Here is an 18605-nt window from a genome sequence, read left to right as displayed (position 1 = left end):
TTGCCGCTGTCCCCACCGCGCCGCGGGTCAGACCCGAGGATGTCTCTTAGTGTTGCTGACATGGCTGAGACGACACCGGCGAACACCGCGGCAGGGCGCGGGCGTCCACGTCTGACGCGGCCACGTCGCCCGGGCACCACCGCCCGCGAGCAGATCCTCGACGCGGCTGCCGAGCTGTTCACCAACCACGGGTACGCCAGTACCTCGACTCGGAGGATCGCCGATGAAGTCGGGGTGCGACAGGCCTCGCTTTATCACCATTTCGCCACCAAGGACGACATCCTCGATGCGTTGCTGGCCGGCACGGTCGATGAAGCCCTGCACCTGGGTGCCGAACTGCTCGACAGCTCGGGCCCGGCGGCTGCGCATCTGCACACCCTGGCCGTCGCCGATGCGCACCAACTGTGCGCGGGCCGGTGGAACCTGGGCGCCCTCTATCTGCTTCCCGAACTCCGCACCGACCGGTTCGACCCGTTCCGGCGCCGGCGCGCCGACCTTCGCGAGGTGTACCGCAGGCTGTCTGAGGCGGTTATCGCCGAGTGCGGTGGTCCGCCCGATGCTGCCGACCTGCCGTTCCGGCTGGTGGAATCGGTGATCAACACCCGTTCCGACGATGTCGAGGGCACGCCGGCGCAGCCCTGGGTGATCGCGGAAGGGGCGCTTCGGATCCTCGGATTCCACGGCGATTTCTGCCCACTCGTGAGTGCCACCGCGGCCCGGCTGGGCGTGCGACCGCCGCGAACTCCGGCCCGCTAGAGTTCGGGCCGTGACCGAGCCCACCTATGAAGCCATCTCGTTCGAGCAGTCCGGCGCCGTCGCGCGCATCACGCTGAACCGCCCGGACGCCGCGAACGGCATGAACGACACCATGACTCGCGAATTGGCCGACGCAGCCCGGCGCTGCGACACTCCCGGTGTCAAAGCCGTGGTGCTGACCGGTGCGGGCCGGTTCTTCTGCGCCGGCGGCGACCTCAAATCGTTCGCCACCGCGCCCGACCGCGGCCGCTTCATCAAGGGTGTCGCCGACGACCTGCACCAGGCCATTTCGTCCTTCGCCCGGATGGACGCCGTGCTGATCACCGCGGTCAACGGCACCGCGGCCGGCGCCGGCTTCAGCCTCGCCGTTGCCGGCGACCTGGTCCTGGCCGCCGAGCCCGCCACGTTCACCATGGCCTACACCAAGGTGGGACTGAGTCCCGACGGCAGCGCGTCCTATCACCTGCCGCGACTCGTCGGCCTGCGTCGGGCGCAGGAGCTCATCCTCACCAACCGCACGCTCTCGGCCGCCGAGGCGCAGGAGTGGGGACTGGTCACCGAGGTGGTCGTCGGCGACGAATTGGCCGCGCGCGCAGCCGAACTGGCCGAGCAGGTGGCCGCCGGATCCGGCGGATCCAACGGGGCGGTCAAGTCGCTGCTGGTGTCCTCGTTCAAGAACAGCCTCGAAGAGCAGATGGCGGCCGAAGGCCGGTTCATCGCCGAGCGGGCCAACTCCGCCGACGGCCGCGAGGGTGTCGACGCGTTCCTGGCCAAGCGCCGGCCTGACTTCGCTTAGAGCGTGAGATCCGCCGGTAGTTCGATGTCGGCGACGGCCAGGTTCTCCTCCAGGTGAGCCACCGATGACGTACCTGGAATCAGCAGGATGTTCGGCGCCGCACTCAACGTCCACGCCAACGCAATCTGCGCCGGCGTGAGGTTCAGTTCGGTGGCGACTCGCCGGATGGCCAGATTGCCCAGCACCGGGTTCTCCGGCACAAACGCCGAGCCCAGCGGAAAGAACGGGACGAAGGCGATGTTGCGTTCGATGCAGAGGTCGAGCACCGGCTGAGAGGTCCGGTCGGCGAGGTTGTAAGCGTTCTGCACGCAGACGATGTCGGTACCTTGGAGCGCGATTTCCAAGTGTTCGCGCGTGATGCTGCTCAGCCCGATACCAGCGATCAGACCTTCGTCGCGGGCGGCGATCATGGTCTCCAGTTGCTTCTCGAACAGGTCGCGGTCGACCTCGCCCGGGCTCGCGGCGTCGGTTCCGAAGACCCTCAGGTTTACCGCGGCAAGCTGGTCGACGCCCAGGGTGTGCAAGTTCTCTTCGATACTGCGGCGCAGCTCGTCCGGCTGTGATGCCGGCAGCCAGTTGCCCTGGTCATCGCGCTTGCCGCCGACCTTGCTGACGAGCGCCAGGTTCGCCGGGTAGGGATAGAGCGCCTCGCGGATGAGTTCGTTCGCCACCGCCGGCCCGTAGAACTGTGCGGTGTCGATGTGATCGACCCCGAGCTCGACGGCACGCTGCAGGACGGAGATGGCCTCGTCGTGGTCGCGCGGCGGTCCGAACACTCCGGGCCCTGGCAATTGCATCGCGCCGAATCCGACGCGGCGGACGGTGAGCGAGCCGAGAGGGAACGTCTGGGGAAGGGACATGTCCGGCCTTTCGTTAGACATCTAACTATATGAGACCGAACTATATGAGGGCTGATATTCTCTGTCAACGGAACAGAGGAGAACCGGTCGTGGGCGACGATCTGCAGACTTCGGCTGAACTTGCCGACGCTTTCGGCCGCGCCGCCAAAACTGTGGTCCGAGCTTTCGACGAGCGCCTCGGCGATCGGGGCGTGTCGACACCGCGGTCCAAGCTGCTCGCCGAGATCGAACGGCTGCAGCCGGTCCGGTCAGCGGAGGTGGCGCGAGCGGTCGGCGTCACCCAAGCAACCGCGTCAACCCTGGTCGAAGCGTTGGTGCGGGAAGGTCTGGTAGCCCGCGCGCCCGACGAAAATGACCGTCGCGCAGTGCAATTGACCACCACGACGGCAGGTGGGGAGCAAGCGCGACGCTGGCGAGCCGACTACCACGCCGCCGCGCACGAGCTGCTCGCCGTGTTCACCGACGACGACAAGAAATTGCTGACCCAGTTACTCACCAAACTCGGCGACGCGCTGGCCTGAGATCGACCATCGTGCGCGCCGCCGGTCGGTGCGGCGAGGGTGGTCAGTAGGAGTGCTCCTCGGCCGGGAACACCCCGCTCGCCACGTCGTGGGCGTACTGCGTTGCCGCACGGTGCAGTTCGCCGCCCACGTCACCGAAACGCTTGACGAACTTGGCGGTCTTGCCGCTGGTGAGCCCGGCCATGTCCTGCCAGACCAGCACCTGGGCATCGCAGTTGGGGCCGGCACCGATGCCCACCGTGGGGATGGTCAGCTTGCCGGTGATCTGGGTGGCCAACTCGGCCGGCACCATCTCCAGTACCACCGCGATCGCGCCGGCTTCCTGTACCGCGATCGCATCGTGGATCGTCTGGTCGGCGGCGTCACCGCGGCCCTGCACGCGGAACCCGCCCAGCCCGTTCACACTCTGCGGCGTGAAGCCGATGTGCGCCACCACCGGGATGCCCGCGGCGGACAGCGTCGCGATCTGGTCGGCCATCCGCTCACCGCCCTCCAGCTTGATCGCCTGCGCGCCCGTCTCCTTCATGAAGCGGGTGGCAGTGGCCAGGGCCTGGGCGGGGCTGCTCTCGTAGCTGCCGAACGGCAGATCGGCGATCACAAGGGCGTGCGGGGCGCCCTTGACGACCGCGCGGGCCAACGGGATCAGCTCATCGATGGAGATCGGCACGGTGGTGTCGTAGCCGTAGACCACGTTTGCGGCCGAGTCGCCGACCAGCAGTACCGGAATCTCGGCTTCATCGAACACCCGCGCGCTGGAGTAGTCGTAACACGTGAGCATCGCCCACTTGTGTCCTTCGGACTTCCACTTCTGCAGTGTGAGCGTACGGACCTTGGTGCGGGGCTTGGCTTCGGCAGAAACGGAAGCACCATAAACAGATTGTTCAGACATCGTCGTCCCTAGTGGTGGTCGGTTCGATCCTCGAGGCCGCATCGCGGTCCCCGGGTTCGGCTGACAACTGCAAGTCTGCCACCGCGGGCAATGAAGGCAAAAGCGACGTTCGAGTGGATTTCCTCACAGTTGGTGTGCGGAGCCCTAACATCAGCGGCATGCAACGGCTCAGCGGACTCGACGCCAGCTTCCTGTACCTCGAAACCGCCGCCCAGCCGATGCACGTGTGCTCGGTGCTGGAACTGGACAGCTCGACGATGCCGGGCGGTTACACGTTCGACCGGATGCGTGACGCGCTCTCGTTGACCATCAAGGCCATGCCGCAATTCCGGGAGAAACTGGCCGACAGCCGGTTCAATCTCGACCATCCGGTGTGGGTGGAAGACGCGGACTTCGACGTCAACCGGCACCTGCACCGGATCGGGCTGCCCGCCCCGGGTGGGCGTGCCGAGCTGTCCGAGATCTGCGGCCACATCGCCTCACTGCCGCTGGACCGGACCCGGCCGCTGTGGGAGATGTGGGTCATCGAGAACGTGGCGGGCACCGATGCACACGACGGTGGCCGCCTGGCGCTGATGACGAAGATCCACCACTGCGGGGTCGACGGCGTGACCGGGGCCAACCTGATGTCGCAGTTGTGCACCACCGAGGCCGATGCTCCGCCACCCGATGCGGTCGACGGCGTGGGCGGGGCCACCGCCGCCGAGATCGCCATCAGCGGGGCACTGAGGTTCGCCGCTCGCCCACTAAAGCTGGCCAATGTGCTGCCCACCACGGCGACGACGGTCGTCGACACGGTGCGCCGGGCGATCAGCGGGCAGGCGATGGCGGCCCCGTTCAACGCCCCGAAAACCGCGTTCAACAACAACATCACCGGCCACCGCAGCGTCGCGTTCGCGCAGCTGGACCTCGAGGACATCAAGACGGTCAAGAACCACTTCGGCGTCAAGGTCAACGATGTGGTGATGGCGCTGGTGTCCGGCGTGCTGCGCACATTCCTGCGCGACCGCGACGAGCTACCCGAAAGCTCGCTGGTCGCGATGGTTCCGGTGTCGGTGCACGACCGTTCCAACCGGCCCGGCCGCAATCAGGTGTCCGGGATGTTCTCCAAGCTGGAGACCACCATCGACGATCCGGCCGAGCGGCTCGCGGCCATCGCCGCGTCGAATTCGGTTGCCAAGCAACACAGTTCTGCGATCGGCGCGACGCTGCTACAGGACTGGACACAGTTCGCGGCACCGGCGGTGTTCGGTGCTGCGATGCGGGTGTACGCGGCAAGCCGGCTGTCGGGGGCCAAGCCCGTCCACAATCTCGTCATCTCCAACGTGCCCGGGCCCCAGGACCCGCTGTACCTGCTGGGTTGCGAGGTCAAGGCCATGTACCCGCTGGGGCCGATCTTCCATGGTTCCGGGCTCAACATCACCGTGATGTCGCTGACCGGCATGCTCGACGTCGGCATCGTGTCGTGCCCGGAATTGCTGCCTGACCTGTGGGATATGGCCGACGATTTCCATGTCGCGCTCGACGAACTCCTCGCCGCTACCCGATAGTGTCACGACGCCTCGTGACCAGGCCCGGCCTGCGGCGATGTCACGTCATGGCAGCATGGGCAGCCATGAAGTTCAGGATGAGGTTCGGCGCGCTGCTGGCGCTGACGGCTGTGGCCGTGGCGGGCTGTACCCAGGTGGTCGAGGGCCAGGCCAGGATCGCGGTCCCACGGCCCGGAACGCCGGTGCAATGGCTGCCGTGCAACGCCGGTTCGGGTGACCACGTGCAGATCCCCGACAACGCCGAATGCGGGATGCTGTCGGTGCCGGTCGACTACTCGAAGCCTGACGGTGACATCGCCCGCCTGGCGATGATCCGATTCCCGGCCGCCGGCCAGAAGATCGGCTCGCTGGTCATCAACCCGGGCGGGCCCGGCGAATCCGGCGTGGAATCGGCCGTGTCCCTGCTGTCGGGTCTACCGCAGTCGGTCAAGGACCGCTTCGACATCGTCGGGTTCGATCCGCGCGGTGTCGGTTCCTCGACTCCCGCGGTGTGGTGCAACTCCGACGAGGACAACGACCGGCTGCGGGCCGATCCGACGGTGGAGTACACCCCCGAAGGCGTCGAGCACCTGGAGAGCGAAACCAAGAAGTTCGTTCAGCGCTGCGTCGACAAGATGGGCAAAGAGTTCCTCGAGAATGTCGGCACCGAGAACGTCGCCAAGGACCTGGACGCGATCCGCGCCGCCCTCGGCGACGACAAACTCACCTACCTGGGGTACTCCTACGGCACCCGCATCGGCGCGACCTACGCCGAGCAGTTCCCGCAGAAGGTCCGCGCGATGATCCTCGACGGTGCCGTCGACCCCAACGCGGATCCGGTGGAAGAAGACATCCGTCAGGCGGCGGCATTCCAGAAGGCATTCGACAACTACGCCACCGACTGCACCACCAAGAACCCCGACTGCCCGCTGGGCACCGACCCGGCCAAGGCCGTCGAGGTCTACAAGAGCCTGGTCGATCCACTGGTGGAGCACCCGGCCAAGACCCGCGATCAGCGCGGGCTGGGCTACAGCGACGCCACGGTGGGCACCATCCTGCCGCTGTACTCGCCGAACCTGTGGCGCCACCTGACCGAGGGCCTCACCGGGCTCAAGAACGGCAACGGCGATGTGATGCTGGCTTTGGCCGACCTCTACATGGGTCGAGATGCCAAGGGCCACTACAACAATTCGACCGACGTGCGTGTCGCGGTCAACTGCGTGGACAAGCCCGCCATCACCGACCGGGCCACCGTCGTCGAAGAGGACCGGCGAGCCCGCGAGGTCGCTCCGTTCATGAGCTACGGCGAGTTCACCGGTAACGCGCCGATGGGAACCTGCGCGTTCTGGCCGGTACCCCCCACCAGCAAGCCGCACGAGATCTCGGTGAAGGGGTTGCCTCCGACGTTGGTGGTCTCGACCACCAACGACCCGGCGACTCCCTACCAGGCGGGCGTCGACCTGGCGCGCCAACTCGGCGGCACGCTGGTGACCTTCGAGGGCACCCAGCACACCGTGGTGTTCCAGGGCAACCAGTGCATCGATGACATCGCCGCGACTTACCTCGTCGACGTGACGGTGCCGCCGCCCGGGACTCGCTGCTGACCGATCCGAACGGCAAGGTCACCGGAGGGTCTCCGGCCGGTCTCTGCTCGGCCTCAGGCACAGACCCGGCGGCGTCCGCCGTGCGACCATGACAGCCGTGCGGTGGGCGGGCGGGGCGATACGCGTTATGGCGGCGGCGCTCCTCGGCGCCGCCACCGTGCTGTGCCCCGTCGCCGTACCGGTCGCGGGCGCCGTGCCGGAATCCGGGCCGGAGTGGGGAAGTTGCGCCCAATGGGTGCCAGACCCGGCACGGATTCCGACGGCGCAGTGCCGCACCCTGCCGGTACCGCTGGACTGGAACTCCGCGGATCCCCAAGGCGCACAAGCTCAATTGGCCGTCATCCGGATTCCGGCCACCGGCAACCGGATCGGTGCCCTGTTCATCAACCCCGGCGGCCCCGGCGCGTCGGCGGTGGACACCGTCGCCGGCATGGGCGCAGCACTGGCAGGGTCCCCACTCACCGATCATTTCGATCTGGTCGGGTTCGACCCGCGCGGCGTCGGGCATTCCACGCCGGAACTGCGCTGCCGCACCGACGCCGAGATCGACGCCTACCGCCGCGAGCCGTTGGCTGACTACAGCCCGGCCGGGGTCGCCCACATCGAAGACGTCTACCGGCAATTCGCCCAGCAGTGCCTGGACCGCATGGGCGCACCGTTCTTGGCCAACGCGGGCACCGCGTCGGCGGTGCGGGACATGGACGCGGTGCGGGCTGCGCTGGGGGAGGAACAGATCAACTATCTGGGCTTCTCCTACGGCACCGAGCTGGGTGGCGCCTACGCCGAACAGTTCGGCGACCGGGTGCGCACCATGGTGCTCGACGGCGCCATCGACCCCAGCCAGGATCCGATCACCAAGAACGTCCGCCAACTCGCCGGCTTCCAGAAGGCCTTCGACACCTATGCCGCGGACTGCGCGAAATCAGCCGACTGCCCGTTGGGTACCGACCCGGCCCAGTTCGTCAGGCGGTTCCAGCAGCTCGTGGATCCATTGGTGACGACGCCGCACCCCACCGCGGACCCGCGCGGACTCGGCTACGCCGACGCGATCACCGGTACCGGCAATTCCCTCTACTCAGCGCGGTACTGGCCCTACCTCACCAGCGGACTGCTCGGCTTGACGCGCGGCGCCGACGCCGGGGACCTGCTGTTGCTCGCCGATGACTACTGGCGTCGCGACCAAGCCGGGCACTACCAGAACATGCAGGACGCGTTCACCGCGATCCGGTGCGTCGACTCGCCGTTCCCGACCGACCCGGCGGTGTGGGCCGACGCCGATCAGCAGATCCGTGCCGCGGCACCGTTCATGTCCTACGGCGAGTTCACCGGGTACGCGCCCCGGGACATCTGCGCCCTGTGGCCGGTGCCCGCGACGTCGGCGCCGCACCCGATCACCGGCCCCGGACCGGGCAAGGTCGTGGTGGTGTCCACCACCGGCGACCCGGCCACGCCATATCAGGCGGGGGTGGATCTGGCCCGGCAAATGGGCGCGGCACTGATCTCCTTCACCGGCACCCAACACACCGTGGTGTTCAACGGGAACGCCTGCGTCGATACCGCGGTGCTGGGTTTCTTCGTCAATCAAGTCTCCCCGGGCGACCTCTCCTGCTAACTCCTTGCAGGGCTGTAACACAGATTTAACAGCCGATGCCTACGCTGCGGGCATGGACCGCCAGAAGGAATTCGTGCTGCGCACCCTGGAGGAACGCGATATCCGGTTCGTTCGGTTGTGGTTCACCGACGTCCTCGGCTACCTCAAGTCGGTAGCGATCGCGCCCGCCGAACTCGAAGGGGCCTTCGAGGAGGGCATCGGTTTCGACGGGTCCTCGATCGAGGGCTTCGCCCGCGTCTCGGAATCCGACACCGTCGCCCGGCCCGACCCGTCCACCTTCCAGGTGCTGCCCTGGACCACCAGTGCGGGCAAGCACTACTCGGCGCGCATGTTCTGCGACATCACGATGCCGGACGGCTCGCCCTCGTGGGCCGACTCCCGGCACGTGCTGCGTCGCCAGCTGGCCAAGGCCAGCGACCTGGGCTTCACCTGCTACGTGCACCCCGAGATCGAGTTCTTCCTGCTCGAGGCCGGACCAGACGACGGGTCGGTGCCCATTCCGGCCGACAACAGCGGCTACTTCGACCAGGCGATCCACGATTCGGCCCCCAACTTCCGCCGCCACGCCATCGAGGCACTGGAGCAGATGGGCATCTCGGTGGAGTTCAGTCACCACGAGGGCGCACCCGGCCAGCAGGAGATCGACCTGCGCTACGCCGACGCGCTGTCGATGGCCGACAACGTGATGACCTTCCGCTACCTGGTCAAGGAGGTCGCCCTGGCCGACGGCGTGCGCGCATCGTTCATGCCCAAGCCGTTCGGCGAGCACCCCGGCTCAGCCATGCACACACACATGAGCTTGTTCGAAGGCGACACCAACGCCTTCCACAGCCCCGACGACCCACTGCAGCTCTCCGATGTGGCCAAGTCCTTCATCGCCGGCATTCTGGAGCACGCCAGCGAGATCAGCGCCGTCACCAACCAGTGGGTGAACTCCTACAAGCGCTTGGTGCACGGCGGCGAGGCGCCCACCGCGGCCTCGTGGGGCGCGGCCAATCGCTCGGCGCTGGTGCGGGTTCCGATGTACACCCCCCGCAAGGCATCGTCTCGGCGCGTCGAGGTCCGCAGCCCCGACTCGGCATGCAACCCCTACCTGACGTTCGCCGTCCTGCTGGCCGCCGGTCTGCGCGGTGTCGAGAAGGGTTACGTGCTGGGCCCGCAGGCCGAGGACAACGTCTGGAGCCTGACACCCGAGGAGCGGCGTGCCATGGGCTACCGCGAACTGCCGTCCAGCCTGGGCAATGCGCTGGAGTCCATGGAGAACTCCGAGCTTGTTGCGGAAGCGTTGGGGGAGCACGTATTCGACTACTTCCTGCGTAACAAGCGCGCAGAGTGGGAGAACTACCGCAGCCATGTCACGCCCTACGAGCTGAAGAACTACCTGTCGCTGTAACGTCGGGGGATGGCCAAGCCTGCGACCGATCGCCCGAAACTGCCCAGTGTCGGTCGGCTCGGTCTGGTGCATCCGCAAGCCGCAGCCGAACTGGAACACCTCGGCTGGAACACCGAGGCGCACGTCGAGCTGCTGTGGTCGTTGTCGCGCGCACCGGACCCCGATGTCGCGCTGGCGGCCATGGTCCGGTTGGCCGATGCGCTCGGGGCCGGCGCCGACGAACTCAACCGTCAGCTCCTGACCGACAAGGCACTGCGGGGCCGGCTGTTCGGTGTACTCGGATCCTCGTTGGCCCTCGGTGATCACCTCGCAGCCCATCCGCAATCGTGGCGGTTGCTGGCCGGTGCGGTGACACTCCCCGGCGCCGACGAGCTGCACAGTATCTTCACCTCGGCCGGACACGCTGCCGAGATCGACCGGGGCACAAGCAGTGCCGTGCCTGCACTGCGGGATCTCTACCGTGACCGGTTGCTGGTCCTGGCCGCGCTGGACGTGGCCTCGACCGTCGAGAACGAGCCGGTGCTGCCCTTCGTCGAGGTCGCAGCTCACCTGTCCGACCTGGCCGACGCCGCGCTGGGTGCAGCCCTGACGGTGGCGAACCGCGTGGTGTGCGAGGACGGGATGCAGCCCCGGCTGGCGGTCGTCGCCATGGGCAAATGCGGTGCACGCGAACTGAATTACGTCAGCGACGTCGACGTAATCTTCGTCGGGGAGCCTTTGGTAGATGAAGCCGACGGTAAGACGGACGACAACCTCGCCACGGTCACCCGGGTGGCCGGCGAGATGATGCGGTTCGCCGCCGACGCATTCTTCGAAGTCGACGCCGCATTGCGCCCCGAAGGCAAACGCGGCCAACTTGTTCGGACGCTGGATTCCCATGTCGCCTACTACCAGCGCTGGGCGAAAACCTGGGAATTCCAGGCACTGCTCAAGGCGCGGCCCGCCGCGGGCGATGCCGAACTCGGCAAGGCCTATATCGAGGCACTCATGCCCATGGTGTGGACTGCCTGTGAGCGTGAGGATTTCGTTCCCGAGGTGCAGGCCATGCGCCGCCGCGTCGAGGAACTGGTCCCGGCCGGAGTGCGGGCGCGCGAGCTCAAGCTGGGCACCGGCGGCCTGCGTGACGTCGAATTCGCCGTCCAGCTCCTGCAATTGGTGCACGGACGCAATGACGAATCCCTGCATGTGGCGTCCACCGTCGATTCGCTGGCGGCCCTCGGCGAGGGCGGTTACATCGGTCGCGACGACACTGCCAACCTGACTGCCTCCTACGAATTCCTGCGGCTGCTCGAGCACCGGCTGCAGCTGCAGCGGCTCAAACGCACCCACATGCTGCCCGACGACAGCGACGACGAGGCGTACCGCTGGCTGGCCCGGGCCGCGCACGTGCGCCCCGACGGCCGCCACGACGCTCAGGGCGTACTGCGCGAGGAACTCAAGCGGCAGAGCATGCGGGTGTCGCGATTGCACGCCAAGCTCTTCTACCAACCGCTGCTGGAATCGGTGGGCCAGCCGGCGCTGGGCATCGGCGCCGGCATGAGCACCGAGGCGGCCGAACGACAGCTTGCCGCACTGGGTTACGAGGGGCCACAGAGCGCGCTGACCCACCTGGCGGCACTCACCGGCCAGAGCGGACGCCGCGGCCGGGTACAGCAGGTGCTGCTGCCGACCCTGCTGGACTGGTTGTCCGACACCCCCGACCCGGACGCCGGCCTGCTGGCGTACCGCCGGATCAGCGAGGAGCTGGCCGAGCAGCGCTGGTATCTGTCGACGCTGCGCGACGAGGGGGCGGTGGCCAAGCGGTTGATGCGGGTGCTCGGCACCTCGGCCTACATCCCCGAACTGCTGATGCGCGCCCCCGAGGTGATCCAGCTGTACGCCGACGGGCCCAACGGCCCGAAGCTGCTCGACGGCGATCCCGACAGCATGGCCCGCGCGCTGGTGGCCTCTGCCGGCCGATACCCTGACCCGGTGCGCGGCATCGCCGCCGCCCGCACGCTGCGCCGTCGGGAACTGGCCCGCATCGCCTCGGCGGACGTGCTGGGCCTGCTCGACGTGACTGACGTGTGCAGGGCGCTGACCGCGGTCTGGGTCGCCGTGCTGCAGGCTGCACTGGTTGCGGTGATCCGGGCCAGTACACCCGAATCCGGTGCGCCCGCACGCATCGCCGTGATCGGCATGGGCCGACTTGGTGGCGGTGAGCTGGGATACGGGTCCGACGCCGACGTGATGTTCGTGTGCGAGCCGAACACCGGCGTCGAGGAATCGGCCGCCGTGCGCTGGTCGGTGAGCATCGCCGAACAGGTCAGGGCCCTGTTGGGGACACCGAGCGCCGACCCCCCGCTGGAGGTCGACACCGGGCTGCGCCCGGAGGGCCGCAGCGGGCCGCTGGTGCGCACGCTGGCGTCATATGCGGCCTATTACGAGCAGTGGGCCCAACCGTGGGAGATCCAGGCTCTGCTGCGCGCCCACCGGGTGGCCGGTGATCTGGAACTCGGCGAACGCTTCCTGCTCATCGCCGACAAGACGCGTTATCCCGCCGGCGGGGTGTCGGCCGAAGCCGTCCAGGAGATCCGTCGGATCAAGGCACGCGTCGATGCCGAACGGCTGCCCCGCGGTGCGGACCCCAACACCCACACCAAGCTGGGCCGTGGCGGGCTGGCCGACATCGAGTGGACCGTGCAGTTGCTTCAGCTGCGCCACGCACACAATCTGCCTGCGCTGCACAACACTTCGACCTTGCAGACCCTCGACGCAATCGGCGCGGCCGAACTGGTCGCCGAGACCGACGTCGAGCTGTTGCGGGACGCCTGGCTGACGGCCACGCGGGCACGCAATGCCCTGGTGCTGGTGCGCGGCAAGCCCACCGATCAGCTGCCCGGCCCGGGCCGTCAGCTCAACGCGGTCGCTCTGGCGGCCGGGTGGGGCAGCGACGACGGCGGGGAGTTCCTGGACAACTACCTGCGGGTGACGCGGCGGGCGAAGGGCGTGGTTCGGAAGATTTTCGGCGGCTGAGCCGCCGATGGATGCAGCGGGGAGTAGTGCCCCGCGTGCAGGGCGTCGCAGTGGGTGGTGTTAATAAGGGCGTATAACCAATTCACTGGGAGTCCGATGAAGCACACGTTCGACGTCATCACCGCGGCCGAGCACGACCGGCTCGAAGCACTCTATGAGCCGTTTGCCCGGGCCATGCGCGAACTCGTCGACGCCGGGGTGCGCACCGAGGTCGACTCGCAGACCATCGCCGAGGCGACCACGGCTGTCGAGGCCGTCACCGCAGCACTGCGCCGCGAACAGCGCGACGGGCCACAAGCCATGCTGCACGCCGAGACGAACCGTCCGGTGGTGTGGGCAAACCCGGTCGTCGGTCTACGTAATGCGCTGGCCCCGCCACTGGTGATCGAGCACGCCGACGATGGCAGCTGCTGGAGTGAATTCGTGCTGGGCGCTGCCTACGAGGGGCCGCTGGGCTGGGTGCACGGCGGGATCTGTGCGCTGGTGCTCGACCACATTCTCGGCGAGGTGGCCAGTGGGGGACTGAACGAGCCTCGCTACACCGGCACCATCACGTGCCGGTACCGCCGCGGCACGCCGCTGGGGCCGCTGCGCGCCGAGGCGTACATCGACCGGACCGAAGGTGTCAAAACCTTTGCGAGGGGCCACATCAGTGACGGCGACGGGATCACCGTCGAGGCGGAAGGCGTCTTCATCACTCCGGCCTGGGCACGGGACGCCGGATGAAGTTCTACGTGAGCATGGCCTTCATGGACACCGGGGAGGCCGTCGAAGTGGCGAAGGCCGCTGACGATCTCGGTTACGACGGGATGGGGATCCCGGATCACGTGGTGAATCTGGAGACCCTGTCCACGCCGTATCCGTACACCAAGGACGGCAAGCGCCGCTGGGAGGCGTTCAGCGACTGGCCGGACCCGTGGGTGATGATCGGGGCGCTGGCGCTGATCACCACCCGGCTGAAGTTCGTCACCACGGTCTATCTGCCCGCGATGCGCGACCCATATTCGGCCGCCAAAGCCATTGGCACTGCTGCCTATCTGGCCCGCGGGCGGCTGGAACTGGGCATCGGGGTCGGCTGGTGCGAAGAGGAGTTCGAGCTGCTGGGCCAGCAGTTCGCGCGGCGCGGAAAGCGCACCGACGAGATGCTCGAGCTGATGAAGAAGTTGTGGGAGCCCGGCTGGACCGAGTTCGACGGCGAGTTCTACTCCACACCGCGCCTCGAGATGGAGCCCACTCCGCCGCCGATCCCGATCTATGTCGGCGGTCTGTCCGATATCGCGCTGCGCCGCGCGGCGCGACATGACGGCTGGATCGGCGATCTGATCGCCACCGACGCCGCCTTGCAGCGAGTCGACCAGTTACGCGAACTGCGCGCCGAAAAGGGTTTGACGATGGATGATTTCACCATCATCACACCTCTCACGGACGCCTTCACCCCCGAGCACTATGCGCGTGCCGAGGCCGGCGGAATCCACGGTGTCATCACCATGCCGTGGATGTTCTACTCCGGCCCCGGCGCCACGCTGGCCGAGAAGATCGACGGGATGAAGCGATTCCGGAAGGATCTCGCGCTCGACTAACGCCGTAGCCGGCCCAACCCGCGGCGCGGTGCGGTGGTGGTCCGTGCCGCGGGACGTCGTCGAGCGTCCGCCGAGAGTGTGCCGGCACCGATGGTGGCCAGTAGCAAGAAGGCGAAGCAGTACATGATCGTCATCTCGCCGCCATTGCCGCCCATTGCCTTGTCGAACGGCCAGAAGCTGGCGGCGGGGCCCTCCAGGGGCGGCCAGTGCATCCAGAAGTAGGCCACGGCCATGTGACCCGAAGCGATGAAAGCCGCTATGCGCGTGAACAATCCGACGGTGATCAGCAGACCGGTGACGAACTCGATCAGCCCGGCCCACCAGTACGGCCACGTGCCGACCGGGATCGACGCGCCCAATGGCCAGCCAAAGAGTTTCATACTGCCGTGCAGCATGAACAACAGCCCGAAGACGATGCGAAAAATACTCAGCACAGGCGAGGAATAGCTCGCAAGCCGTGCATCAAAATTGGTCGTCATGGGCTGACAATACGCGTCACGCCCAGGAATCTCACAGCTCCAGCAAGACCGTCACCGGTCCGTCATTGACCAGTTCCACCTGCATGTCCGCGCCGAAAACTCCCGTTTGTACAACGGCGCCCAGTTTCTGGAGCGCGTCGGCGAATTCAGTCACCAACGGCTCGGCGACCGGGCCGGGTGCCGCTGCATTCCAGGACGGCCGCCTGCCCTTGTCGGTGTTGGCGTACAGCGTGAACTGGCTGATCACCAGGATCGGCGCAGCAACGTCGGCGGCCGACCGCTCGCCATCGAGAATCCGCAACTGCCAGAGCTTTTCGGCCATCTTCTGAGCTTTGGCGGCGTCGTCTTCGTGAGTGACACCGACCAGGGCGAGCAGCCCCTGGGGGTTCGGGTCGATGGCTCCCACCACCGCGCCGTCGACCGTCACGCTCGCCGATGTCACCCGCTGCACCAGAACACGCATCGGTCCATTGTGCGGGGGAGGGTCTCGACTTCTACGCCTGGGCTGAGATTCTCGAGGTTCGACGACCCTGGTGCAGAAACCGGCGACGGCAGACACGAAAAAGCCGGGCGGTCCCGAAGGAAACCACCCGGCTTTTTCGTGTGTTGCCGGCTAGACGTCGCGTCGGCGGTGCCGACCTAGACGTCGTAGTACAGGCTGAACTCGTAGGGGTGAGGCCGGATCTGGATCGGCATGATCTCGTTCTCCCGCTTGTAGGAGATCCAGGTCTCGATCAGGTCCTCGGTGAACACGCCACCCTCGGTGAGGTACTCGTGATCCTCTTCGAGGCGGTCGATCACCGCGGACAGCGACGTGGGCGCCTGCGGGATGTTGGCGGCCTCGTCCGGCGGCAGCTCGTAGAGGTCCTTGTCGACCGGGGCCAGCGGCTCGATCTTCTTCTTGATGCCGTCGATGCCGGCCATCAGCATGGCCGCGAATGCCAGGTACGGGTTACCCGAGCTGTCCGGGCAGCGGAACTCGAGACGCTTGGCCTTCGGGTTGTTGCCGGTGATCGGGATACGGACACAGGCCGAGCGGTTGCGCTGGCTGTACACCAGGTTGATCGGGGCCTCGTAGCCCGGCACCAGACGCTTGTAGGAGTTCACCGTCGGATTGGTGAAGGCCAGCAGCGACGGGGCGTGGTGCAGGATGCCGCCGATGTAGTGCCGCGCCAGATCCGACAGGCCCGCGTACCCCGACTCGTCGTGGAACAGCGGCTTGCCGTCCTTCCACAGCGACTGGTGGGCGTGCATGCCGGAACCGTTGTCACCGAACAGCGGCTTGGGCATGAAGGTGACGGTCTTGCCGTTCTGCCACGCGGTGTTCTTGATGATGTATTTGAACAGCTGCACATCGTCGGCCGCGTGCAGCAGGGTGTTGAACTTGTAGTTGATCTCGGCCTGGCCGGCGGTGCCCACCTCGTGGTGACCGCGCTCAAGGGTGAACCCGGCGTTGATCAGGTTGGTCGACATCTCGTCGCGCAGGTCGACGTAGTGGTCGTACGGCGCGACGGGGAAGTAGCCACCCTTGGGGCGGACCTTGTAACCGAGGTTGGCGCTGCCGTCGGCCTCGAAGGGCTCGCCGGTGTTCCACCACGCCGACTCGGAATCCACCTCGTAGAAGGTGCCGTTCATCTTGGAGTCGAAGCTCACCGAGTCGAAGATGTAGAACTCGGCCTCGGCACCGAAGAAGCAGGTATCGGCGATACCGGTGCTGGCCAGGTAGTTCTCCGCCTTGCGGGCCACGTTGCGCGGGTCGCGGGAGTACGCCTCACGGGTGAACGGGTCATGCACGAAGAAGTTCAGGTTCAGCGTCTTGGCGGCGCGGAACGGGTCGATGCGGGCGGTGTCGGGATCCGGCAGCAGCATCATGTCGGATTCGTGGATCGACTGGAAGCCGCGGACCGACGAGCCGTCGAACGCGAGGCCGTCCTCGAAGACGCTCGCATCGAATGCCGACGCCGGGATCGAGAAGTGCTGGACGACGCCGGGCAGATCGCAGAAGCGAATGTCGACGTACTCGACGTTCTCGTCCTTGATCAGCTTGAAGATGTCGTCGGACGTCTTTTCTGCCACTGAGTGTTCTCCTTTACTGGTAACCCGCGGGTTGACGCTAAGGACACGATGTTGCGCAGTCGTCAACCATATGTTGCGTGCAAGTTACGCGATGACTGTTCGCTGTGACATGAGCTACTGACCGTGGTTCAACCGGCCCCGCCTATTCTGGCCCTATGTCGCGCACGATGGGAACCTGGCTGTCCGGACCGTCTTCCGATCCCGCCAGCGGATATCCCGGTGAGCGGCTTGGACTGCCACCGCAGGGGCCGGGGTCGATCGCCCGGTTCGGCCGGCGTATCGGTGCCATCCTGGCCGATTGGCTGATCTCCCTGGGGCTGACGGCTGTGCTGGCGGTGTCCTTCGGGCTGATGAGCCGTGAGCAATTGTTGTACTCGATGGACTTCCGGAACATCGCCCTGCTGGTGTGGTTGGTGATCGGAGTCGCCGCGGTGCGTCTGTTCGGCTTCACCCCGGGCCAGTACCTGCTGGGTCTGGCGGTGATTCCACTCGACGGCCGCGACCACGTCGGGTTGGGCCGAGCGCTCACCCGCAACCTGCTGATCGTGCTGGTGATCCCGGCGCTGTTCACCGACGCCGATCATCGCGGCTTGCATGACCTGGCATCGAAGACCGCGGTGGTGCGACGGTAGCGCTCGCCAATGTGAACCCGGTGAACCCGCCAATGTGAAGAAGATCGCGAGATTATCGAGAATTCTCGCGATCTTGTTCACGCTCGGCGGCTACGTCATTTGCTAGGTCACTTGCGGCGGACGGTGCGCTGCACGCCGCGCATCTTCGCCCCGGCGGGCATGGGACCTTTGGGCATCCCGGCCGGGCCGGCCTTGGTGCCGAGTGCGGCGAGCCGGGACTCGATCGAATCCATCTGCTTGACGGTGATGTTCGCCGGCAGCTTGTTCAGGTGGCGCTCCAGCTTCGACAGCGGCACCTCACCCTCGCTGTTGCCGACCACGATGTCGTAGATCGGGATATCGCCGACCAGGCGTGCGGTGCGCTTCTTCTCCTGCGCCAGCAGGGGCTTGACCCGAGTTGCGGAACCCTCGCCGACGAAGATGACGCCGGGCCGACCGATCACCCGGTGCACCGCGTCAAAATGGCCCGTCGCCGCGACGCCGGGGGTGACTCGCCACTTGCCTCGCATGTTGTCCAGTGCCCAGGCTGCTGCACCCGTCTGGCCCTCGGCCTTCTTGTACACCGACTTCTGGGCCCGGCGGCCGAAGATGATGAACGCGACCAGCGCGCCCAGCACTACGCCGAGGGGGATCATCGTGTACATCGTGAACCCGCCGATGAGCAGACCGGCGACCACCGAGGCCGCCACGATCAGCACGAATGCGCCGATCATGTACGGCAGCAGGCGCTTGTCCTCTTTGCGCTGGATCTGGAATGCCTGCCAGAGCTGACTGCGCCGCTGCTTGGAGGCCGCCTTGCGGGCAACCTTCGCCTCGGCCTTTGCCGCCTTCGTTTCTGCGGCAGTGCGGGTTTTCGCCATTAC

At 66.8% G+C, this 18605-nt stretch carries 17 protein-coding genes; 11 read left to right on the top strand and 6 right to left on the bottom strand.

The window, feature by feature from the left end:
• The first annotated feature begins 60 nt into the window (after positions 1-60).
• Entirely contained in the window at positions 61-756 is a 696-nt protein-coding gene (locus ACZYZF_RS13795; protein WP_463835992.1) for a TetR/AcrR family transcriptional regulator, read from the top strand.
• Between the two features lie 10 nt (positions 757-766).
• Entirely contained in the window at positions 767-1552 is a 786-nt protein-coding gene (locus ACZYZF_RS13790) for an enoyl-CoA hydratase/isomerase family protein (protein ID WP_463835990.1), read from the top strand.
• On the opposite strand, the gene ACZYZF_RS13785 is transcribed toward ACZYZF_RS13790, so the two are convergent.
• Complete coding sequence (locus tag ACZYZF_RS13785; protein WP_463835988.1) at positions 1549-2412, bottom strand: oxidoreductase; 864 nt, start codon at positions 2410-2412, stop codon at positions 1549-1551. The genes ACZYZF_RS13790 and ACZYZF_RS13785 overlap by 4 nt on opposite strands.
• An 89-nt stretch (positions 2413-2501) precedes the next feature.
• Between ACZYZF_RS13785 and ACZYZF_RS13780 the strand changes: the two genes are divergently transcribed.
• Positions 2502-2933 carry a MarR family winged helix-turn-helix transcriptional regulator gene (locus tag ACZYZF_RS13780; protein ID WP_463835986.1) on the top strand — a complete coding sequence of 144 codons (432 nt, stop codon included), beginning with the start codon at positions 2502-2504 and terminating at the stop codon, positions 2931-2933.
• Between the two features lie 43 nt (positions 2934-2976).
• Here ACZYZF_RS13780 and panB read toward each other — a convergent pair whose 3' ends face one another.
• Complete coding sequence (panB, locus tag ACZYZF_RS13775) at positions 2977-3822, bottom strand: 3-methyl-2-oxobutanoate hydroxymethyltransferase (RefSeq protein WP_463746686.1); 846 nt, start codon at positions 3820-3822, stop codon at positions 2977-2979.
• Between the two features lie 158 nt (positions 3823-3980).
• On the opposite strand from panB, the gene ACZYZF_RS13770 reads away from it, so the two are divergent.
• From ACZYZF_RS13770 to ACZYZF_RS13740, 7 genes are all read left to right on the top strand, one after another.
• Positions 3981-5372 carry a WS/DGAT/MGAT family O-acyltransferase gene (locus ACZYZF_RS13770; RefSeq protein WP_463746687.1) on the top strand — a complete coding sequence of 464 codons (1392 nt, stop codon included), beginning with the start codon at positions 3981-3983 and terminating at the stop codon, positions 5370-5372.
• 65 nt (positions 5373-5437) lie between these two features.
• Positions 5438-6955, top strand: coding sequence for an alpha/beta hydrolase (locus ACZYZF_RS13765; RefSeq protein WP_463746688.1), 1518 nt, complete (start codon positions 5438-5440; stop codon positions 6953-6955).
• An 88-nt stretch (positions 6956-7043) separates the two neighbouring features.
• Entirely contained in the window at positions 7044-8567 is a 1524-nt protein-coding gene (locus tag ACZYZF_RS13760) for an alpha/beta hydrolase (protein ID WP_463835984.1), read from the top strand.
• 52 nt (positions 8568-8619) lie between these two features.
• Complete coding sequence (gene glnA, locus ACZYZF_RS13755; protein WP_463746690.1) at positions 8620-9960, top strand: type I glutamate--ammonia ligase; 1341 nt, start codon at positions 8620-8622, stop codon at positions 9958-9960.
• 9 nt (positions 9961-9969) lie between these two features.
• Positions 9970-12975, top strand: a complete 3006-nt coding sequence (locus ACZYZF_RS13750) for a bifunctional [glutamine synthetase] adenylyltransferase/[glutamine synthetase]-adenylyl-L-tyrosine phosphorylase (RefSeq protein ID WP_463835983.1) — start codon at positions 9970-9972, stop codon at positions 12973-12975.
• A 96-nt stretch (positions 12976-13071) separates the two neighbouring features.
• The gene (locus ACZYZF_RS13745; protein WP_463746692.1) at positions 13072-13701 is read left to right on the top strand and encodes a PaaI family thioesterase; all 630 of its coding nucleotides are present in this window, start codon (positions 13072-13074) and stop codon (positions 13699-13701) included.
• Positions 13698-14555 (top strand): TIGR03619 family F420-dependent LLM class oxidoreductase, encoded by an 858-nt coding sequence (locus tag ACZYZF_RS13740; RefSeq protein ID WP_463835982.1) that lies wholly within the window; start codon positions 13698-13700, stop codon positions 14553-14555. The genes ACZYZF_RS13745 and ACZYZF_RS13740 overlap by 4 nt, the downstream gene beginning before the upstream one ends.
• Here ACZYZF_RS13740 and ACZYZF_RS13735 read toward each other — a convergent pair.
• From ACZYZF_RS13735 to glnA (ACZYZF_RS13725), 3 genes are all read right to left on the bottom strand, one after another.
• The gene (locus tag ACZYZF_RS13735) at positions 14552-15034 is read right to left on the bottom strand and encodes a DoxX family protein (protein WP_463746694.1); all 483 of its coding nucleotides are present in this window, start codon (positions 15032-15034) and stop codon (positions 14552-14554) included. The two genes, ACZYZF_RS13740 and ACZYZF_RS13735, sit on opposite strands and share 4 nt — an antisense overlap.
• Positions 15035-15065: 31 nt before the next feature.
• Positions 15066-15497: a D-aminoacyl-tRNA deacylase gene (gene dtd / locus ACZYZF_RS13730; RefSeq protein WP_463746695.1), complete on the bottom strand. Its 432-nt coding sequence runs from the start codon at positions 15495-15497 to the stop codon at positions 15066-15068.
• Between the two features lie 176 nt (positions 15498-15673).
• Entirely contained in the window at positions 15674-17110 is a 1437-nt protein-coding gene (gene glnA / locus ACZYZF_RS13725; RefSeq protein ID WP_463746696.1) for a type I glutamate--ammonia ligase, read from the bottom strand.
• Between the two features lie 155 nt (positions 17111-17265).
• Here glnA (ACZYZF_RS13725) and ACZYZF_RS13720 point away from each other — a divergent pair, with 155 nt between their 5' ends.
• Entirely contained in the window at positions 17266-17742 is a 477-nt protein-coding gene (locus tag ACZYZF_RS13720) for an RDD family protein (protein WP_463835981.1), read from the top strand.
• A 107-nt stretch (positions 17743-17849) separates the two neighbouring features.
• Here ACZYZF_RS13720 and ACZYZF_RS13715 read toward each other — a convergent pair whose 3' ends face one another.
• Positions 17850-18602 (bottom strand): DUF4191 domain-containing protein, encoded by a 753-nt coding sequence (locus ACZYZF_RS13715; RefSeq protein ID WP_463746698.1) that lies wholly within the window; start codon positions 18600-18602, stop codon positions 17850-17852.
• Positions 18603-18605 lie beyond the last annotated feature (3 nt).

The sequence above is a fragment of the Mycobacterium sp. IDUB_24 genome (assembly GCF_055419385.1).
The sequence above is the reverse complement of the archived record's forward strand: the minus strand, read 5'-3'. Positions and strand labels throughout refer to the sequence as shown.

Excerpts from the sequence above, each read along its gene's own strand:
- ACZYZF_RS13750 (WP_463835983.1), top strand. The coding sequence starts at position 9,970 with ATGGCCAAGCCTGCGACCGATCGCCCGAAACTGCCCAGTGTCGGTCGG.
- panB (WP_463746686.1), bottom strand. The coding sequence starts at position 3,822 with ATGTCTGAACAATCTGTTTATGGTGCTTCCGTTTCTGCCGAAGCCAAG.
- ACZYZF_RS13740 (WP_463835982.1), top strand. The coding sequence starts at position 13,698 with ATGAAGTTCTACGTGAGCATGGCCTTCATGGACACCGGGGAGGCCGTC.
- glnA (WP_463746690.1), top strand. The coding sequence starts at position 8,620 with ATGGACCGCCAGAAGGAATTCGTGCTGCGCACCCTGGAGGAACGCGAT.
- ACZYZF_RS13735 (WP_463746694.1), bottom strand. The coding sequence starts at position 15,034 with ATGACGACCAATTTTGATGCACGGCTTGCGAGCTATTCCTCGCCTGTG.
- ACZYZF_RS13795 (WP_463835992.1), top strand. The coding sequence starts at position 61 with ATGGCTGAGACGACACCGGCGAACACCGCGGCAGGGCGCGGGCGTCCA.
- ACZYZF_RS13720 (WP_463835981.1), top strand. The coding sequence starts at position 17,266 with ATGTCGCGCACGATGGGAACCTGGCTGTCCGGACCGTCTTCCGATCCC.
- ACZYZF_RS13785 (WP_463835988.1), bottom strand. The coding sequence starts at position 2,412 with ATGTCCCTTCCCCAGACGTTCCCTCTCGGCTCGCTCACCGTCCGCCGC.
- ACZYZF_RS13715 (WP_463746698.1), bottom strand. The coding sequence starts at position 18,602 with ATGGCGAAAACCCGCACTGCCGCAGAAACGAAGGCGGCAAAGGCCGAG.
- ACZYZF_RS13765 (WP_463746688.1), top strand. The coding sequence starts at position 5,438 with ATGAAGTTCAGGATGAGGTTCGGCGCGCTGCTGGCGCTGACGGCTGTG.
- ACZYZF_RS13760 (WP_463835984.1), top strand. The coding sequence starts at position 7,044 with ATGACAGCCGTGCGGTGGGCGGGCGGGGCGATACGCGTTATGGCGGCG.
- dtd (WP_463746695.1), bottom strand. The coding sequence starts at position 15,497 with ATGCGTGTTCTGGTGCAGCGGGTGACATCGGCGAGCGTGACGGTCGAC.
- ACZYZF_RS13745 (WP_463746692.1), top strand. The coding sequence starts at position 13,072 with ATGAAGCACACGTTCGACGTCATCACCGCGGCCGAGCACGACCGGCTC.
- ACZYZF_RS13770 (WP_463746687.1), top strand. The coding sequence starts at position 3,981 with ATGCAACGGCTCAGCGGACTCGACGCCAGCTTCCTGTACCTCGAAACC.